We start from the raw sequence: 18259 nt of genomic DNA on the forward strand, positions 1-18259 counted from the left end.
GCGGCGCGACAGTTGGATTGAGAAACGAAGAGAAGGCAGACTACAGGAGCAAGCTGCCACGGCTCTATTCACTGTCACCGGTCCGGGCTGCGATGTTGAAGTCTCCGCCCTGCCCGGCGACGCACCTCGGCATCTCTCGGGATGACATTTCTACTTTGCACACAACGCGACATTTCTAAATTGCTGCCACATGTATCGATGTTTGCCAATGCGTCTGCACTGGCTCTCTTTCCCATCGGACTGCTCTCTCCAACGGCTTTGAATTCACCCTATCGTCGCTCGCCAAATTGAATATGCGCCGCTAAGCTTATTGCGAGTCGCACACGTGCCCTGGACTTGTAGACACAAGAAAGGATGACCACCGTGGATTTAAAAACTGTACGTGCCCTGAAAACAGAGATCGCCGAACAGATCATAAAACCTCTTATTACCGAAATTCGCGCCGAACACAGGATTGTCCGTTCCACGGCAATACGTCGTCTGACTGGTGCTGAAGGCGGAATCGCTCTTGGCATTGCTGCCGGTGATGGCAAGAATGATTATCGGCTGGCTGTGCGCGTTCAGCGGCGCGCGCTTGAAACCAATGTCCATCTGCGCGCCCAGATCGAGGAAGCCGCACGCAACAAGGCAGATATCACCTATATCGGCACAGTTTTCAAAGGCGGTGCAGATGCAGCCCCCGCAGCCTTGCCGTGGCATCAGTTGCGGCAAAGACCTCTGCTGATTGGCGCATCGATTGGACATTTTTCCATCACGGCAGGTACGCTCGGTGGTTTTGCGCAGCATACGGAGAGTGGCAAGACAGTCATTCTCAGCAATAATCATGTGCTGGCCAATGAGAACAAGGCGAAGATCGGCGATGCGATCCTGCAGCCCGGCGCCTATGATGGCGGCAAGAAAAACAAGGACAAGGTGGGCGAACTGCTCGCCTTTGTGCCCGTTAAATCAGGCATGAACAATCTGGTTGATGCGGCCATTGCTTCAATCGATGCGGATATCGGCTTTGATGCCGTTACCCTGACGGGGGCTGGCAAGCTCAAGGGTCTGCGCAAGACCCCGCTCCGTCCCGGCGACAAAGTATTCAAGGTCGGCAGAACAACCGGCATAACGCAGGGCACGGTTACGGCAATTGAAGTCGATGATGTTGTTGTCAGCTATGAGTTTGGCGATATCGGTTTTGATAGCCAGATTGAAATCGAAACATCGGGCAGCGGTCCGTTCAGCTCCGGCGGTGATAGTGGATCGGTAATCATGGACGAAAAAGGCTATGCATGTGCCCTGCTGTTTGCTGGCAGTGATCAGGGTGGCACCAATGGCAAGGGCGTGACCTTTGCTAATGACCTTTCCATTGTGCTGGAACAATTGGGCCTGACGATGCCCGTTTGAGTGTGAAAAACACCCCTCGCCAGCTTTAATATGGCCGGGCTCTAGCCGCAGCCTGTAGGATGCACTAAATTAAAGGACATGAGCACCTCCATCGAACAGGCGCGGCTTGCCAAGCCGAAAGCGAAAGAGATTGCCGGATCATGCGGGACCGTCGTCGGCGTCGGCCTGATCCGCATCGGTGACTCCTATGCCATCAAGGTCAATCTACGTGATTATGTGCCTGAAACAGCCGATTTGCCCGATACGATTGACGGCGTGAAGATTGTCTATGACGTGATTGGCCCGATATCGCTGCACCAACATTAACCGATCCTGTGGACAAGCACGCGGCTTTTGAGCTCCGTCATATCAGCCACTCTGCTCCTGTCCTAATATGCTTCCATGAAACCATCCCGCGACATCACCCGCCTTCTCGACATCATGCAAGCTCTGCGCACGCCTGTAACCGGCTGTCCGTGGGATATTGAACAGGATTTCAAATCCATCGCGCCCTATACGCTTGAGGAAGCGTTCGAGGTGATCGATGCCATTGAGCGTGATGATATTGATGATCTGCGCGAAGAACTGGGTGATTTGCTGCTGCAGGTCGTGTTTCACGCGCGCATGGCCGAAGAACTGAAGGCGTTTGATTTCGGCGATGTGGTTCAGGCGATCACTCACAAGATGATCCGCCGCCATCCGCACGTTTTTGGCGAGGAAGCTGCGCGTGGCGCCGGTATGGCCAAAGGCATGTGGGACAAGATCAAGGCCGAGGAAAAGGCGGAACGGCGTGAGCGCCGTGCAGCACTCAATCTTGGTGCCGTGGAACCAAACGGCTTCCTTGACGATATTCCGCATGGCTTCCCTGCCCTGATGCGTGCGCTCAAACTACAACAGAAGGCCGCCAAGGTAGGCTTTGACTGGTCGGAGGCCGCGCCTATTCTCGACAAGATCGAGGAAGAAATCGGCGAGTTGAAGCAGGCTATCGCTAATGGCGACAAAGAGAACACGGAAGAAGAATATGGCGACCTCTTGTTTGCCATCGTCAATCTCGGCCGCCATCTGAATCTCGAACCGGAAAGCGCCCTGCGCGGAACCAACGAAAAGTTCCGCTCCCGTTTTCATTATATCGAGCGCAAGTTGAACGAGCAGAAACAGACGCTTGACGCGGCAACGCTTGATGAAATGGAAGCACTCTGGCAGGAAGCAAAAACCGCGAAGTAACGCGGCTTACCCGTTGTTCCGGCGCAATAATTTCTCGTCGAGATTGGCGTGCGACGCGACGGTCATATCCATGGTGAGCGACACCGAGCCATCATCCAGATCCTTGCGCTTCACATTACTCGAATGCTGGTAGATCCAGTCCATCAAGCGCATCTGATCGGGCCGCAAGGTGATCTTGACGCGCTCAAGCTTGCCGGCAATGCGGTTCTCGATTTCCTTAAGCAGGGCATCGACGCCCTCGCCCGTAATTGCCGATACGGGAATGGGATGTTCAATACCCTTGACCGCGGCACTGAGGCGCTGTGCGGACTCGCGGCCTGCTTCATCAAGCTTGTCGATCTTGTTCCACACTTCAAGAATACGTTTCGTATCGCCGCGCTCAATGCCAAGGCTGGCCATAATCGCATGTACATCTTCTGATTGGGCTGCGGTGTCAGGATCGGAAATATCCCTGATATGCAGGATGAGATCGGCTTCCACCACCTCTTCCAGCGTCGCCCTGAAGGCTGCAACGAGGTGCGTCGGCAGGCTGGAGATAAAACCCACCGTATCGGACAGGATGATAGTCTCGCCATGTTCCAGCCGGATGCGGCGCAGCGTTGGGTCAAGCGTGGCGAAGAGCATATCTTCGGCCACAACCCCTGCTCCGGTCAGCCGGTTGAACAGCGTTGATTTGCCCGCATTGGTATAGCCGACAAGCGCCACGACCGGATGCGGCACTTTTTTGCGCTTGCTCCGATGCAATGTGCGTGTCTGCACGACTGTTTCCAGTTCGCGCTTGATGCGCAGGATCTTTTCCTGCAAAGCGCGTCTGTCGGCCTCGATTTGCGTTTCACCCGGACCACCGAGGAAGCCACCACCACCGCGCTGACGTTCAAGGTGGGTCCAGCTGCGAACCAGACGGCCCTTCTGATAGGTCAGATGGGCGAGTTCCACCTGCAAGGCGCCCTCTTTCGTCTGTGCGCGCCGTCCGAAAATCTCGAGGATAAGTCCGGTCCTGTCGAGAACCTTGGCATTCCATGCTTTTTCAAGATTGCGCTGCTGTACCGGCGTCAGCGAATGATCGACGATCACCAATTCCGCGTGGGAGGCTTCGATGATCTCATGGATGGTTTCAACTTTGCCCGTGCCCAGCAAAGTGGCCGGACGCGGCGCCGAAACGTTCACGATATCAGAATGGACAATGTCCAGATCAATGGCTCGAGCCAAACCTTCAGCCTCTTCCAGCCGCGCATCGTCGCTGCGCTGGAATTCGGGCTGGTGCTTCATGCGGCCATGATCATCGTCCTTGCCGCCAACGGAAAAGCGCTGCGGTAGAACCGGCACAATGACGATTGCACGCGTGGCTTCTCTGGCGGTCTCACCATTATTGGTGGTTCCGCCAGGATTTTGCGCGTTACGCCGTGTTTCTTTGGTCAAATGTTATCTCAGTCGCTGTCTTCGGCCTCAGCTTCGAACATCTGGACAGGCTGGCTCGGCATGATGGTCGAGATGGCATGTTTGTAGACGAGCTGTGAATGGCCGTCGCGGCGCAACAGCACGCAGAAATTGTCGAAGGAAGTGACAATACCGGTCAGTTTGACGCCATTGATGAGGAAAATTGTCAGAGAAATCTTCTGTTTTCTGACGGAGTTCAGAAAAAGGTCCTGAAGATTCTGCGATCGTTCAGCCATTGTTTTTGTCCTTTTATGCGATCAGCAAACGTGTCTCATACAAAATTCGGCAACGGGAGCAGAAAAAACCTACTCCTGCAGGAGGTGAAAAATAGCTTTGTTAGTCCCCTCATACTCCGGTTAACAGGATGGCGTTTTTTCCGCAATGTCAAAAAACGCTTCTCGTAACGAAAGTGCGATCGTTCCCGGGTGTCCATTTGCCACCGATTCGCCGTCAATCGCAACGATTGGCATGACAACAGTTGTGGCTGCCGTCATGAAAACCTCGCGCGCTCGCTTGGCTTCCTCGACGGAAAAACCACGTTCTTCGATCTTTAGGCCGAGTTTTTTGGCCACATCGAAGATGGTTGTGCGGGTAATACCGCGTAAAATGCCGGTTTCTGCCTGTCTGGTCACCAAAACACCGTCCTTGGTGACAATCCACGCATTTGTTGCTGCGCCCTCTTTTACGGTGCCGTCAGGATCAACAAACCATGCTTCCTGAGCACCCTGCTCCTTGGCCTGCTGGCGCGCCATAACATTTGGTAAAAGGCCGACAGATTTAATGTCCACCCGCTCCCAGCGGTTCTCCGGCACGGTGATGACGTTGATGCCCTTTGCGGCGCGGGCAGCCGAGGCATTGGGATCAGTGCGTTTGGCAGTGATGACGATAGACGGCGGCGTATCAGCCGAAGGAAATACGTGGTCACGCCTGGCAACACCGCGGGTCACCTGCAGATAAACCAGACCATTGCGGACACGATTGCGCCTGACGACCTCGGCAATCACACCCTGCAGCGCCTTGCGGTTCATTGGCCAGGCAATCCGGAGTTCCGAGAGCGACCGGCCAAGCCGATCAAGATGGCGTGTCATGTCCATGATATTGCCACGGGCAATTTCACAGACCTCGTAAACACCATCGGCAAACTGATAGCCACGGTCTTCAATATGAACACCGGCGCTGGCATGCGGGATATACTGACCGTTGACGTAGGCAATACGGGACATCGGTATAACTCCTATTCGAACTGGCCAAAGACGATGCGCATGGGCGTTGGCAGGCCGACGCGCTTGCCGGTATCTTCCAGTGCGCCAGTTTCGATATCGCGGCTGAATACAGCGATACCGCCGCCCTTTTGATTGGCAACGAGCATAAATTTGCCCGAAGGATCAATCACGAAATTGCGCGGTCCAAGTCCTTGTGATGGCGTCCTGCCAATCAGCGAGATATTGCCATCGGCGGCAATGGCATAGCTGACAATGCTGTTGTGACCACGGTTCGATCCATAGAGGAAGCGGCCATCGGCGCTCACGGCGATCTCAGCACAGGTATTGGTATCCTTGAAGTCTGCCGGGATAGAGGGAAGCGTCTGGCCAAGCGTCAATTCGGCGGTTTCAGGATTATAATGAAGAACTGAAACAGTACTGTTCAATTCATTGATAACGTAAGCTATTTTGCCATTCTTATGAAATGTCAGATGGCGCGGCCCTGCTCCATCGGGTAGCTGCGTGAATGGCGTTGCTGCCAGTTCAAGCTTTCCGCCCTTGGCCGGGAGCTTGTAAGCCATGATCCGGTCAAGGCCGAGATCGCAGACAAATAGCGTGCGATTATCAGGGCTGACCACGGCGCAGTGACCATGCTGACGCTTGTCCGTCGGCAGGATTGCGTTCTTGCCCTCATGAATAGCGGCAGCAAAAGCTGGTTCCAGCCCGCCATCGGCGCGGATTGCGAAAGCAGCGACCGCATTGCCCGGACGCTCGCCAAGATCGGCGACGGTATAGTTTGAGGCAAAAATGGTTTCGCCCGATTGATCAAAGCCGAGATGGCAGGTCGTATTGCCGAGTGTGGGCTGCATATTGATATAGGACAGCGCGCCCGTTGCCGGGTTGATATCAAACGCGACTGCCATCCCCTCGTTCCAGCTGGGAATTTCAACGGCTGCATAGAGACGTTTGCGCTTCTCATCGATGGCCAGATAGCCGGGATTGTCGATGGCGAGATACTCGCTGACGAGCGAGAGATCCCCGGTTTTGTCATCAAACCTGAAGACGCTGATACCCTTTCCCTCATCGGGCAAAGCATTGCGATTCAGGTTGCCGACAAAAGCGTAAGTCTTTGACATGATTGGTCTCATGAGTTGGGGGCTGTGAGATGGAGGGTTTCTCCATCGAAAGGAATGATCAGCTTATGGGAATCGATATTCTGCGCCTGCGCATAAGCCTTGAGATCGTCGCGGGTGACCGTCGCGTGGTCAAGAGCTTCCATGTGCGTTGCGATAATTTTTGTCTTCTGTGGGGCAATCCGGCAGACCTCGATGGTTTGCTCGGCATCCATGACAATCAGAACGCCGTCCCACTTGGCACCGCACGAATGGGTAACGACAATATCAGGCTGTGTCGTCTCGATGGTTTCACGCACCGGCGGATAGAGGATTGTGTCACCTGCCCAGTAGATGGAGGGTTCGTTCTGCGCTTCGATCGTGAAGCCAATAACATTGCCCATGAGTTGGAGAACCGCGCCAGTGCCGTGATTGCCGTCCCGGCGCGTCAGACGAATGTTCTTCCACTTGATATCTGCGGTCAGCGGCGTCACATCCGTAAAGCCGAAAGATCGGATCGTCTCTTCGTCACCCGGCTGGCAAATCAAGGGCAAATGCTTGGGAACGAGTTCCTGCGCTACAGGATCAAAATGATCGGCATGCAGATGGGAGATGAGAACAAGTTCGACACCTTTTAGGATTTCGTCCGTAGATACCGGAAGATCAGTCATTGGGTTGGGCGAACGGCCTGTGAATGACGGCCGGCTGTGTTTTGGTGCGAAAAACGGATCGATCAGGATTGTGGAACCAGCGTAGTCAAGTTTTAGCGTGGCGTTGCGAAGGAGTTGCAGTTTCATTTGTGCGCTTCTTTCTGCTGATCAGAAGAATTCGAGGCTGACGCGGAACATCTGCTCGACCTGTTTGACGGCTTCTGCAGTTGCGAAGATAACCACCCGGTCCTGCGGCTTGATGCGAACAGAACCATCGGGCCGGATCACCTCACCATTGCGATAGATCGCGCCGATACGAAGACCATCGGGTAGATCGAGATCGCGCAGCGGCGCGCCAACGAGCGGCGAGGTTTCGAGTGCTTCCGCCTCTATAATCTCCGCCCGGCCCTTCTGGACACTATGTACGGCCCGGATACGGCCCCGGCGCACATGTTGGAGCACGCGCGAAATCGTGACGCTGCGCGGGCTGATATGGGCATCGATACCCAGAGATTTGCTCAGGTCCAGATAATCCGGGTTGTTGATGAGGACGAGACTGGACTTGCAGCCAAGGCGCTTGGCCATGACGCCCGCCAGCATATTGACCTGATCATCATTGGTCAGCGCCACCAGAAGGTCCGCATCCTGAATTTCCGCTTCAAGCAGAAGTTTCTGGTCCAGCGCGCTGCCGTGCAAGACCATGGAACGGCGCAGACCATCGGCGATGGCATTGGCACGCATCAGATTGGGTTCGATCAGTTTGACTTTGGTCTTGGGCTGTTTTGCCTCAATGGTCTGGGCAACATAGAGACCGACATTGCCACCGCCTGCTATAACAATGCGTGTGGCCTCAGGCTCCTCATGTCCGAACAAGGCCAGCGTGCGGCGCACCTGCGCCTTGGTCGTCGCCACATAGGCTATATCACCCGCAAAAAGCTGATCGACCGAGCGCGGAATGAATAATTTGTCGTTGCGGATGATCGCCATGACCGTCGACGGCAGATCGGGGAAAAGATCGCTCAGCTGAATGAGTGGCGTATTGATGACGGGACAGTCTTCCAGACACTCGATCGCCATCACCACAATATTCTCATCGGCAAAGCGCACGACATCGCTCACGCCAGGCAAGGCGATACGGCGCAGCACCATTTCACCCACCTCAAGTTCAGGGGAAATGATGACGTCGATGGGCATATGATCGCGGGAAAACAGATCCTGATAATGCGGCTGCAGATAGGCTTGCGCGCGAATACGGGCAATTTTGGTCGGTACATTGAACAGGGCGTGTGCGACTTCGCAGGCGACGATATTGACCTCGTCATAGAGTGTCGCAGCGATGATCATATCCGCCTGTTCGGCACCGGCTGCGGCCAGAACATCCGGATGAGCGCCGTGACCAACGAACCCGCGCACATCAAGCGTATCGCGTATCACCTGAATAAGCTCAGCCGAGGTATCGATAACCGAAATATCATTGTCTTCGGCCGCCAGACGTTCGGCGATACCATATCCTACCTGCCCTGCGCCGCAGATGATGACACGCATCAGCCAGTCTTACCTTCGGTAATGACGGCCATCGCGTCCACTTCGATCAGAACGTCAGGATGAAACAGTGCAGCTACGCCGATGAGGCTACTGGTCGGAGGACATTGCGTGTTCACCCAGCGATCACGAACAGCGCGTATCTCCGGCAACATGGCCTGATCAAAATCCCTGATGTAATAGGTCAGCCGGACGATACTGCTGAAATCTGTGCCAGCCGCTTTAAGCGTTGCCTCCATATTGGCAAAGACCAGATCAAGCTGTGCGGCCACATCCTTCGTCGGAATTTTCCCCTCTGCGTCGAAAGGAACGTGCCCTGAGAGCATAAGAAGCTTGCCGCCTTCGATCAACATGGCCTGAGACAGGCCCGGTATGGCCGGACCGGACGGATTGACAGGACGAAACATTCCTCACTCCCATGATAAAAGCCGATGCTGGAGAGCAAAGGCCGCCGACTTTCCCGCAAAACCGGGAGAGTCGCAACCGAATACTGCCATGTTGAATGACGTCTTAGAGTGGATTGAACCGGTCAGACGCCGAGCGATTTCAGCTTGCGATGCAATGCCGAGCGCTCCATGCCGACAAATTCCGCCGTACGGGAAATATTGCCGCCAAACCGGTTGATCTGCGCAATGAGATATTCCTTCTCAAATCGCTCGCGTGCCTCGCGTAAGGGCAAAGCCATGATGTGCTGATCGGATTCAGTCGGAGCCTTTGGCAAGGTGTCACCGATTTCCGCGGGCAGCAGATCGGCTGTAATGACCGCTTCCGGATCATCGCCGCGTGCAAGGATGATCAGCCGTTCGATATTGTTGCGCAACTGGCGGATATTGCCCGGCCAGGAATGGGATTGCAGCACGGCCATGGCATCCGGACCGATCTTGCGCGGCTTGATACCGGCCTGTTCGGCAATCTGCGTCATGAAGAACTCCACAAGCGCAGGAATATCATCACGGCGGTCGGCCAAAGGCGGAACGATAACCGGCACAACGGCCAGCCGGTGGAACAGGTCTTCGCGGAAACGGCCCTCGGCAATCATGGCTTCGAGATTCTGCGCGGTTGAGGAGATGATGCGCACATCCACCTTGATGCGCTTGGTGCCGCCTACCCGTTCAAACTGCTGATCAACGAGAACGCGCAGAATCTTGTTCTGCGTTTCGCGCGGCATATCAGCAATTTCGTTGAGGTACAAAATACCGCCATGGGCTTCTTCCAGCGCACCGACCTTGCGTTCGCCGCCGTCGGATTCGGTGCCGAACAGCTCCACTTCCATCCGCTCCGGCGTAATGGTTGCGGCATTCAAATTGACGAATGGCCCTTTTGAACGGGCAGAAAGTGCGTGGATGGCGCGGGCAGTGAGTTCTTTGCCTGCACCCGATGGGCCGGTGATCATGATACGGCTGTTAGTCGGTGCAACGCGCTCAATCGTCTGGCGCAAATGGTTCATCGACAGTGATGTGCCGAGCAGTTCAAAACTCTCTGTGGAACGCTTGCGCAGATCCGAAACCTCGCGCCGTAGCTTCGATGTCTCCAGTGCCCGTTCGGCAATGAGGATCAGGCGATCTGCCTTGAATGGCTTCTCGATAAAATCATAGGCGCCGCGGCGAATGGCTGAAACGGCGGTTTCAATATTACCGTGACCAGAAATCATCACCACCGGAATCTCCGGATGACGGATTTTGATTTCGTCCAGCAGGGCAAGGCCATCGAGACGGCTGCCCTGCATCCAGATATCCAGAAAGATCAGCCGGGGAATGCGATCATCGATCGCAGCCAAGGCGCTGTCAGCGTCGGAAGCCACACGGGTTTCGTGGCCTTCATCGCTCAATATTCCTGCAACAAGCTCGCGGATGTCGACTTCATCGTCGACGACAAGAATGTCAGATGCCATTTGAATTCACCTGTTTCGCCGATTGAGTGGTATTTTCGGCTGTCTGTGTATCGGTAGGGGTAGTTGGAAATATCATGCGGATCATTGCACCACGTCCGCCGTAAAAATCTTCAGGGGCGTCGTGCAATTCAATTTGACCGTCATGTTCTTCGACGATCTTTTTGACAATTGCGAGGCCAAGGCCTGTGCCCTTCTCGCGCGTTGTCATATAGGGTTCGAGCAGGCGCTGCCGATGTTCCCGTGGCAAGCCTTTGCCATTGTCGGTAACTTCGACGATCAACTCATCCCCTTCTTGCTTGGAGCGGACGCGGATGTGCCCCTCCCCTAGCCCTTCTTTAACAACGGATTCAATAGCTTCCGCTGCATTCTTTATCACGTTTCCGAAGGCTTGGCCGATCAATCGGCCATCAAACTGACCCACAAGCGGAACGCTGCCAAAATCCCGCTCAAAGCGGATATCACTGCGGCTGACTTCCACAAGAAACGAAGCCTCGCGCAACGCTTCGCGCAGATCCATCGCCTTGATTTCCGGCTTGGGCATGCGGGCAAAGGATGAAAACTCATCCACCATACGGCCGATATCACCCACCTGCCGGATGATTGTTTCCGTGCACTGGTCAAACACTTCGCGGTCTTCGGTGATCACCTTGCCATAACGTCTGCGGATACGTTCGGCGGACAGCTGAATTGGCGTCAGCGGGTTCTTGATTTCATGGGCAATGCGCCGCGCTACATCGGCCCAGGCCGAGGACCGCTGTGCCTCAACGAGATCGGTGATGTCATCCACCGTCACGACATAGGAATGTTCTGCGGATTCGGCGTCTTCAACCGTGATCTGAACATTGAATGTGCGGGCGCTGCCACGGCGCGACATAGACACCTGTTCGCGATAAACCGGGCGGCCTGTGGCGTGGGCCACTTCGAAAACCAGCCCGATCTCAGGTACAAGTGCCGTCAGATTCTTGCCAACAGTGGTGACCGGATCAAGCTCGAACATGGTCTCTGCGGATCGGTTCATGATGCCGATAACGCCATCACCGTCTACGCTGATCACACCGGCGGTGACACCTGACAGCACAGCTTCCGAGAAACGGCGGCGTTCGTCGATCTGGTCTTTCGCTGCTACAAGATCACGACGTTGCGTACCAAGCTGGCGCACCATGGTGTTGAATGTTTGGGAGAGCGAGCCAACATCGCCGTCAGAACGGCGCACCGGCACGGCCACATCGAGATTACCCGTCGCGACATCACCCGCCGCCCCGATCAGCAGGCGAATAGGACGCACAAGCCTGTCGGCCACCGCAATACCTGTCCAGATTGCCGATAAAAGCAATGTCAGGGTGAGCCCGAAATAAAGCAACGCAAACAGAATCTGTGTGTTAACGCCGTTGGCGGCAAGCTGGCGCGCTTCCGGCGTGTTGCTCTCAATCGCCCGCATGGAGTTCAGAATGTCTCCGTCTACGGGGCGGACCGTATAAAGAAACATGTCGGGTATTTGCTGCAACTTCACAACAGCACTCAGCAGATTGGTCTGTTCCGGCGGTATCAGAACCGGCCTGCCATCTTCAGCTGTCTTCAAGATGGATTTTGCCACGGGCGGTATTGTTATGCTGGTGCGTATATCGGCACGAACGGCCACGTCTCCGCTGGAACGGATGATGAAAGCACCAATCAGGCCACGCCCATTCGCCTGCTGGGTGAGGAACCGCGTGAAGCTGGTGCGATCAAGATTGTAGAGTGAGCGCTGCGAATCCACATCGCTGACCATTTCCAGTGTTGTTCCCTGCAAATTGCGGGCACTTTCCTGAATGTAGGAATTGGCAAGGCTGATTGAGGAATTGACGATCGTCGTTGTTCGCATCTCGAACCAACGGTCAAGTCCAAGATCAAGCGTAACGGAAGCGACGATTGCAACAAGCATGGCCGGAACGGCGGCAACAAGCGAAAACAGTACAACAAGACGCACATGCAGTCGTGCAGCAGCCTTCCCCCGGTTTCTGGCCTGGCTGATACGATAGATTTCCCGGCCGATCAGAACAATCAGTGCGAGAATCAGCACCGCATTGATACTGGTGAGGAAGAAGGAAATATTGCTGTCAGGGCGAACCGGTGTCATTCCGGTCAGGATGAAAAACGTTATGCCGGTGGTCAAAAGCGCCAGCACAACCGTGATAACACCAATACGGGAATAAAAACGCTGCGTGTTGCCGCCAGCGGCAGCCGTGAGCGAATTCCCGAACTGATTGACCGAATTTGATAAGAGCATCGCTTATGCCATCCCAACCACGTTGCACTCATGCAACACATTGTGGCGGAAATGCAACGCCCTGTCGTTGAAAGTTGTGCAGAATTTACTTGGAGATTCACTAGTGAACCTAATTGATGCGTTAAAAGTCGGCGGAAATTCGATGAAATAGCCCGCTGGCTTACCTTAATATTTCCGCGCGCAATCCAAATTGTATGAATTTCAGAGAAAGAAAAGGCGAGCGTAACGCTCGCGTCAAAATTTAGCCGGAGTATTAATGCAGGGGTAGGAAATATCGTTTTGCATTCAGGAGATACTCGTTGTTTAACATTCAAAAATTGACCTTGTCTTTGCTTGTCGTCTCGGCGATGGCTGTGCCCGCCATGGCGCAGGCGCCCGATATAACGGGCACCTATGTCAATGATACGGGACGCACAAAGGTGCGGCTGAGCGATTGCGGCGCGGGTATTTGCGGCACGGTGATCTGGATGAGCAACCCTGTTAATGACGTCAACAACCCTGATGCGTCCAAGCGCGACCGGCCGGTTGTGGGAATACAGGCAGTCACATTGAAACCGACGGATTCGGGAACCTATACCGGTTCTCTCTACAATACAGAAAATGGCAAGACCTATTCGGGCAAAGCCAAGCTTTCGGACAAGGGCATTCAACTGTCAGGTTGCGTGCTTGGCGGACTGCTCTGCAAAGATTCGACCTGGCGGCGGGTTGATTAAAGTCATCATATCCACGGATTATCCATGCGCTCAAAAGCACTGGTGATATTCGGCGCGGTCCTCTGCCTTTTGTGCTTTCCGCTTGCCCTGTTCTTTGCCGGGATTTCTGTGATGGCATCGGATGGTGGCGTGACGCCTGAATCGCGCATGATTTTTTACGTGATGTGCGGTTGGCCGATCAGCGCGCTTGGCGGCCCCATTGGCGCAGCCTTGACCCACCGCCGAATCGGCGGATGGGCCTTGCTGTGGTTTGTTCCGTGCCTGGCCTATGCCGTTGCCGTTCTCGGCCTGAACGTGTTTGGCCATTGATGGCAGAACCGGCTGTCAGAGTTCCATGAAGGACTGAAAGCCACCATAGATCATGCGTTTTCCATCAAAAGGCATTTCCCATTTGTCGCTGTCAAGCCGAGGATCGGCCATGACCTTCTTGTTAATCTCGTCCCGCTCCGCCCGTGAATTATAGACAATCCACGAAAATACAACGACTTCGTCTTCCTTGGCCTGTACCGCGCGCGGAAAGGATGTGAGTTCACCATAGGGAACATCATCGCCAATGCATTCAACATAGGCGAGTGCTCCATACTCCTTCCAGACGCCGCCTGCCGTGTTGGCCATGGCCTTATACGCGTCGATCTTGTCCTTCGGTACGGCGAGTACAAATCCATCAACATATGACATTTTGATCTCCTCACTTGTTTCAACTGCCCTAGGACGATTGAACGGAGCACTATCCGACATCGTTCCCTGATTTTTTTCAAAACGGCATCAAATGCGCGTTGAGCCTTGGGGCGAAAATCATGCAGAGGCGTACCCAGTTTTTGAGATGGGTACGCCGGTTATTGGCTCAGTGAATAATTAGAGCCCGTTCTTCTTGAGAATTTCGGGCGCATTTTCCTTGGTAATGGTTTCAGTACCGAGGACGATTTTCTTTTCGACCTTTTCGCCAGCCAGTACTTTCAGGGCCTGCCGCAATCCTTCAGCGCCGGGTGTCGGATAAAGGAATGTGGCGGCCAGTTCGCCCTTATTGACCCACTGGACACCTTCATTCGGCAGGCCATCAACGCCAAGGAACAGAATGTTCTTTTCGCGCCCTGCGTCTTTGGCGGCGAGATAAGCACCATAGGCCATGGGATCATTATGGCCGTAGACCAAGCTTATATCTTCATGGTTGCGCAAGGCCGTCGCCATGATGTTATAGGCCTGATCCTGCTTCCAGTCGCCAGATTGCTTATCCAATAGATAGGTAATGCCCTTCTCCGCGTCGGTATATTTGTGGAAACCGTCGCTGCGATCATGGCTGGCCTGCGTGCCGAGACCGCCCCAGATTTCAACAACAGTGCCCTTGGCTTTGCCCTTGCCACCAAGCAATTCCACCGCATGTTGTCCGGCGGCTTCACCGATGACGACGTTATCGCCGCCAATCCACTGGGTGAACTTGTCCGTATCCACATTGCGATCGAGTACGATCACTGGAATACCGGCATCCATGGCCTTTTCCACAACACCTGTCAGGCCAGCCGATTCCTTTGGTGAAATCAGGATAGCGTCCACCTCCTGCCGGATGAAATTCTCGACGTCGGCGACCTGTTTTTCCGTCTTGTCCTGCCCGTCGGCAACAAGCAATTCGACATTCGGATGATTCTTGGCTTCGGCCACCAGATCCTTGTTGAACTGGACGCGCCAAGGTTCGACGGTCGTGGTCTGGCTGAAACCGATGACGTATTTGTCTTTGGCCTCCGCGCTTGGCATGTGAAGTGCCAGTGGCGCTATGAAGGCGGTTGCCATTGCCAATTTGGCAAAATGTCTGCGTGTCAGATGCATGATTTCCTCCCTGTTATTTTCTGTCGTGATGTTCTTTGCTGTCAGTTCATTCACCCTGCCCTTGCCTGTTTTCTGGCTTGTCGGGCGCGGATTTCTTTGAAGGATTGGCTGTCATTAGCTGGGAGAGGAAAAACAGCCATCCGCTGGAGCGTCGCTCCTGCAACAACACTGCAACGATGATGATGATGCCCTTGAGCACCAGCTGCGTATTGCTGTCGATATTGTTCAGCTGCAGGATATTGCTGAGGAAACCGAAGATGAGCACGCCGACAAGTGTGCCGATCATCGAACCGCGGCCACCCATGAGGCTGGTTCCACCGATAACCACGGCGGCAATTGCATCAAGCTCCAGTCCCATGCCCGCATCGGGCTTTCCCTGCCGGTATTGCGCAACGTAAAGAATGCCTGCGAGCGCAGCGAGATAGCCCGAGATTGCGTAAACGGTGATTTTTACGCGCCAGACCGGCACACCGGCAAGACGCGCGGCCTCTTCATTGCCGCCGATTGCGTAGATGTAGCGGCCGAACTTCGTATATTTGAGGATTACCCAGAATAGCAGGATAATGCCTGCGAAGATCAATCCGGGCACAGGCACCAGCCCGAAGATCAACGAGCGAAGGAATTCAAAGTTTTCAGTTGCATTGCTGCCTGTGTAGACAGGCCAGACTGCCGTGTTCTGCCCCGCAGTCAGGCGCGCAATACCAAGTCCAGCAACCATCATGGCGAGCGTCACAATGAACGGCTGTAGACGACCGCCGACAATGACGAGGCCATTGACCATTCCCAGCATGAAACCAACCGCCGGAACCACAACCAGCACCAGCAGCACTCCGGCCTTTGCGTCTGCGCCCGATGCGACCCACCAGGCGATTGCCGCTGCGCCGACAATGGCGACGAGGGCAATGATGCGATTTAATTGCGTCTGATTATCCGATTGCTCGCCAATTGACCGGTCGCTAGCCTTTGCGATGAATAATCCCGCCCCCAGAACCACGAGAAATGAAAGAATGAAAATAGCGGGCACGCCAATCGAATAGGCTGCCGACCAGCCTTCATTGGTCAAAAGCATGGCGCAAACGACGGAACCGAGCGCAAGGACCGATCCGACGGACAGGTCAATCCCTGATATCAGGATCACCAGTGTCATACCGACAGCCGTAATTCCCGTGACGGAAATTTGCCTGAAAACATCGGACAGGTTGCCATAGGACAGGAAAATATTGTGCCCTTTGGACGAGACAGGAGATGAGAAGATGCCAACCAGAAACAGCAGTACCAATCCCCAATAAAGCTTGGTTGCGTTGAGCACGCTTTTGATCCGGCCCAGATTGCGTTGGGATGACTGCATGGTCTGCTCGCTTGTTTGTGTCATGCCGCGTCCCTCGAAAGGACCGTTCCCAAGGGCGTCGCCAGCTCCATCACCCGTTCTTCGGAAAACTCGGCATTTTCAATAATGCCGGTGGCCTTGCCTTCGCACATCACCAGGATACGGCTGGAAAGTGCGAGAAGCTCCGGCAATTCCGAACTCACCATGATGATGGCCACGCCTGACAGCGCGAGTTTCTTCAAAAGGTCATAGATTTCGTCTTTCGCGCCTACATCGATGCCGCGGGTTGGTTCATCCAGCAGCACGACGCTTGGCCGGGTTTCCAGCCATTTACCCAGCACGACTTTCTGCTGGTTGCCACCACTTAACTGATCAATCTTTTGATCCGGACCATCGCAACGCACATGCATCGATTTTATCACCCGATTTGTAACAGGGTTTTCACGCCGCCGGGTGATCCAGCCAAGCGCTGCGAGCCACGGCAATGAAGGCAACACGGCGTTTGACCGGATATCGGCATCCATCAACAGGCCGGTTCCCTTTCGGTCTTCAGTCAGGAAAGCAATACCCCTGGTCACTGAACGTCGAGGCGTCAGCGAACGGGCGTTAAGACGCGCACCACCACGAATGACTGTGCCAAAACGCTCGCCTGTCGCGGCTCCGAAAATGAGTTCAAGCACTTCCGTGCGGCCCGAGCCGAGCAACCCGCCAATACCAAGGATTTCGCCCGCATGGAGATCAAAACTCACATCATCGACGACATTATGCATGCTACCGCGTGAATTGGGGCGGCGAAGGCCGAGATTGCGTGCGGAAAGCACAACCGGTCTGTCTGATACATCTGCTTTTGGCTCAGGAGCAGCCAGATCCCGGCCAACCATCATGCGGATGAGATCGCGTTCGCTCAAATCCTGCGCTTTGCGCGTGGCAATAAAATTCCCGTCGCGCAAAACAGTGATCTTGTCGGCCAATGCAAAAATTTCGTTCATGCGATGCGAGATGTAGACAATAGCGACACCATTTCGGGCCAGTTCCCGCACGAAATTCGCCAGCCTCTGCGCCTCGGTTTCCGACAATGCAGAAGTTGGCTCGTCCAGTATGAGTACATCAGCATTCAAGGACAGAGCGCGCGCAATTTCCACAAGCTGCTGCTCGCCCACCCGCAAATTCTCCACATCGGCGCGTGGGTCGATATCGATGCCAAATCTGCCAAGCAGTTCGGCACTCTTCTTCTCGATTTTGTTCCGATCAATAAACAAGCCTCCGATAAGAGGCTCGCGGCCAAGAAAAATATTCTCGGATACGCTGAGACTTGGGATGAGGTTAAGTTCCTGATGGATGATGGCGATGCCGTTACGCTCGGCTTCCTTGGGCGAAGCGAAATCGACCTCCTGCCCGCGCACAAGCATGTCACCGCCGCTGCGACGATGCACGCCACTGAGGATTTTCACCAGCGTCGACTTACCCGCACCGTTCTCTCCCATGACAGCATGAATCTCGCCTGGATAAATATCGAGATCGACGCTGCGCAGAGCAACAATATGGGCAAATGATTTGCTGATGCCGCGCATTGATACGATCGGCAGATGACTATCCAAAATGTTCCTCCCAAAACATTCTTTCAAGCTAATATGTAACATGTTAGATGTTATTGGGCGGGAGTCAAATGCTTCATTCCAATGAAATTGGTTGGATCGAATCTTTTGAAT

Annotated in this window: 18 protein-coding genes; 5 read left to right on the top strand and 13 right to left on the bottom strand. The window is 54.5% G+C overall.

The features are described from left to right. The first annotated feature begins 363 nt into the window (after window positions 1–363). The 3 genes from BLU05_RS23890 (at window position 364) to mazG (ending at window position 2589) form a co-directional block, all read left to right on the top strand. Window positions 364–1386, top strand: coding sequence for a hypothetical protein (locus tag BLU05_RS23890; protein WP_139210515.1), 1023 nt, complete (start codon window positions 364–366; stop codon window positions 1384–1386). Between the two features lie 78 nt (window positions 1387–1464). Continuing rightward, window positions 1465–1692 carry a hypothetical protein gene (locus BLU05_RS23895; protein ID WP_091885905.1) on the top strand — a complete coding sequence of 76 codons (228 nt, stop codon included), beginning with the start codon at window positions 1465–1467 and terminating at the stop codon, window positions 1690–1692. A gap of 75 nt (window positions 1693–1767) precedes the next feature. After that, entirely contained in the window at window positions 1768–2589 is an 822-nt protein-coding gene (mazG, locus tag BLU05_RS23900; protein ID WP_091885907.1) for a nucleoside triphosphate pyrophosphohydrolase, read from the top strand. 6 nt (window positions 2590–2595) lie between these two features. On the opposite strand, the gene hflX is transcribed toward mazG, so the two are convergent. The 9 genes from hflX to BLU05_RS23945 all read right to left on the bottom strand — a co-directional run bounded on the left by hflX (window position 2596) and on the right by BLU05_RS23945 (window position 12689). Then, window positions 2596–4008 (bottom strand): GTPase HflX, encoded by a 1413-nt coding sequence (gene hflX, locus BLU05_RS23905; protein WP_091885910.1) that lies wholly within the window; start codon window positions 4006–4008, stop codon window positions 2596–2598. An 8-nt stretch (window positions 4009–4016) separates the two neighbouring features. Continuing rightward, the gene (gene hfq / locus BLU05_RS23910) at window positions 4017–4262 is read right to left on the bottom strand and encodes an RNA chaperone Hfq (RefSeq protein ID WP_091885912.1); all 246 of its coding nucleotides are present in this window, start codon (window positions 4260–4262) and stop codon (window positions 4017–4019) included. Between the two features lie 120 nt (window positions 4263–4382). Next, the gene (locus BLU05_RS23915) at window positions 4383–5249 is read right to left on the bottom strand and encodes a D-amino-acid transaminase (RefSeq protein ID WP_091885914.1); all 867 of its coding nucleotides are present in this window, start codon (window positions 5247–5249) and stop codon (window positions 4383–4385) included. An 11-nt stretch (window positions 5250–5260) separates the two neighbouring features. Beyond that, a complete protein-coding gene (locus BLU05_RS23920) occupies window positions 5261–6364 on the bottom strand; it encodes a lactonase family protein (protein ID WP_175540738.1) in 1104 nt (367 codons plus the stop codon). Between the two features lie 8 nt (window positions 6365–6372). Continuing rightward, window positions 6373–7137, bottom strand: coding sequence for an MBL fold metallo-hydrolase (locus BLU05_RS23925; protein WP_091885920.1), 765 nt, complete (start codon window positions 7135–7137; stop codon window positions 6373–6375). A gap of 21 nt (window positions 7138–7158) precedes the next feature. After that, window positions 7159–8535, bottom strand: a complete 1377-nt coding sequence (gene trkA / locus BLU05_RS23930; RefSeq protein ID WP_091885923.1) for a Trk system potassium transporter TrkA — start codon at window positions 8533–8535, stop codon at window positions 7159–7161. Continuing rightward, a complete protein-coding gene (locus tag BLU05_RS23935; RefSeq protein ID WP_091885926.1) occupies window positions 8535–8939 on the bottom strand; it encodes a RidA family protein in 405 nt (134 codons plus the stop codon). The genes trkA and BLU05_RS23935 overlap by 1 nt, the downstream gene beginning before the upstream one ends. A 122-nt stretch (window positions 8940–9061) precedes the next feature. Then, window positions 9062–10423 (bottom strand): nitrogen assimilation response regulator NtrX, encoded by a 1362-nt coding sequence (locus tag BLU05_RS23940; protein WP_091885929.1) that lies wholly within the window; start codon window positions 10421–10423, stop codon window positions 9062–9064. Next, complete coding sequence (locus BLU05_RS23945; RefSeq protein WP_091885931.1) at window positions 10413–12689, bottom strand: sensor histidine kinase NtrY-like; 2277 nt, start codon at window positions 12687–12689, stop codon at window positions 10413–10415. Before BLU05_RS23945 ends, BLU05_RS23940 begins: the two co-directional genes overlap by 11 nt. 299 nt (window positions 12690–12988) lie before the next feature. Here BLU05_RS23945 and BLU05_RS23950 point away from each other — a divergent pair, with 299 nt between their 5' ends. Beyond that, entirely contained in the window at window positions 12989–13402 is a 414-nt protein-coding gene (locus BLU05_RS23950) for a DUF2147 domain-containing protein (RefSeq protein ID WP_091885934.1), read from the top strand. A 24-nt stretch (window positions 13403–13426) separates the two neighbouring features. Further along, complete coding sequence (locus BLU05_RS23955; RefSeq protein ID WP_091885937.1) at window positions 13427–13711, top strand: hypothetical protein; 285 nt, start codon at window positions 13427–13429, stop codon at window positions 13709–13711. Window positions 13712–13726: 15 nt separating this feature from the next. Here BLU05_RS23955 and BLU05_RS23960 read toward each other — a convergent pair whose 3' ends face one another. The 4 genes from BLU05_RS23960 to BLU05_RS23975 form a co-directional block, all read right to left on the bottom strand. Further along, on the bottom strand, window positions 13727–14080 hold the full coding sequence (locus BLU05_RS23960) for a DUF1428 domain-containing protein (RefSeq protein WP_091885940.1): 354 nt from the start codon (window positions 14078–14080) through the stop codon (window positions 13727–13729). Window positions 14081–14257: 177 nt separating this feature from the next. Next, the gene (locus tag BLU05_RS23965) at window positions 14258–15187 is read right to left on the bottom strand and encodes a substrate-binding domain-containing protein (protein ID WP_244518524.1); all 930 of its coding nucleotides are present in this window, start codon (window positions 15185–15187) and stop codon (window positions 14258–14260) included. 82 nt (window positions 15188–15269) lie between these two features. Beyond that, complete coding sequence (locus tag BLU05_RS23970) at window positions 15270–16550, bottom strand: ABC transporter permease (RefSeq protein WP_210184635.1); 1281 nt, start codon at window positions 16548–16550, stop codon at window positions 15270–15272. A 41-nt stretch (window positions 16551–16591) separates the two neighbouring features. Then, window positions 16592–18148: a sugar ABC transporter ATP-binding protein gene (locus BLU05_RS23975; protein ID WP_091885945.1), complete on the bottom strand. Its 1557-nt coding sequence runs from the start codon at window positions 18146–18148 to the stop codon at window positions 16592–16594. Window positions 18149–18259 lie beyond the last annotated feature (111 nt).

Source organism: Phyllobacterium sp. OV277 (assembly GCF_900104355.1).
Classification (GTDB): Bacteria; Pseudomonadota; Alphaproteobacteria; order Rhizobiales; family Rhizobiaceae; genus Phyllobacterium.

Bases quoted from the DNA above. Each gene is read 5' to 3' on its own strand.
- BLU05_RS23955 (WP_091885937.1), top strand. From the start codon at position 13,427: ATGCGCTCAAAAGCACTGGTGATATTCGGCGCGGTCCTCTGCCTTTTG.
- BLU05_RS23935 (WP_091885926.1), bottom strand. From the start codon at position 8,939: ATGTTTCGTCCTGTCAATCCGTCCGGTCCGGCCATACCGGGCCTGTCT.
- BLU05_RS23960 (WP_091885940.1), bottom strand. From the start codon at position 14,080: ATGTCATATGTTGATGGATTTGTACTCGCCGTACCGAAGGACAAGATC.
- BLU05_RS23945 (WP_091885931.1), bottom strand. From the start codon at position 12,689: ATGCTCTTATCAAATTCGGTCAATCAGTTCGGGAATTCGCTCACGGCT.
- hfq (WP_091885912.1), bottom strand. From the start codon at position 4,262: ATGGCTGAACGATCGCAGAATCTTCAGGACCTTTTTCTGAACTCCGTC.
- BLU05_RS23895 (WP_091885905.1), top strand. From the start codon at position 1,465: ATGAGCACCTCCATCGAACAGGCGCGGCTTGCCAAGCCGAAAGCGAAA.
- BLU05_RS23915 (WP_091885914.1), bottom strand. From the start codon at position 5,249: ATGTCCCGTATTGCCTACGTCAACGGTCAGTATATCCCGCATGCCAGC.
- trkA (WP_091885923.1), bottom strand. From the start codon at position 8,535: ATGCGTGTCATCATCTGCGGCGCAGGGCAGGTAGGATATGGTATCGCC.
- BLU05_RS23940 (WP_091885929.1), bottom strand. From the start codon at position 10,423: ATGGCATCTGACATTCTTGTCGTCGACGATGAAGTCGACATCCGCGAG.
- BLU05_RS23925 (WP_091885920.1), bottom strand. From the start codon at position 7,137: ATGAAACTGCAACTCCTTCGCAACGCCACGCTAAAACTTGACTACGCT.
- BLU05_RS23920 (WP_175540738.1), bottom strand. From the start codon at position 6,364: ATGTCAAAGACTTACGCTTTTGTCGGCAACCTGAATCGCAATGCTTTG.
- BLU05_RS23965 (WP_244518524.1), bottom strand. From the start codon at position 15,187: ATGGCAACCGCCTTCATAGCGCCACTGGCACTTCACATGCCAAGCGCG.
- mazG (WP_091885907.1), top strand. From the start codon at position 1,768: ATGAAACCATCCCGCGACATCACCCGCCTTCTCGACATCATGCAAGCT.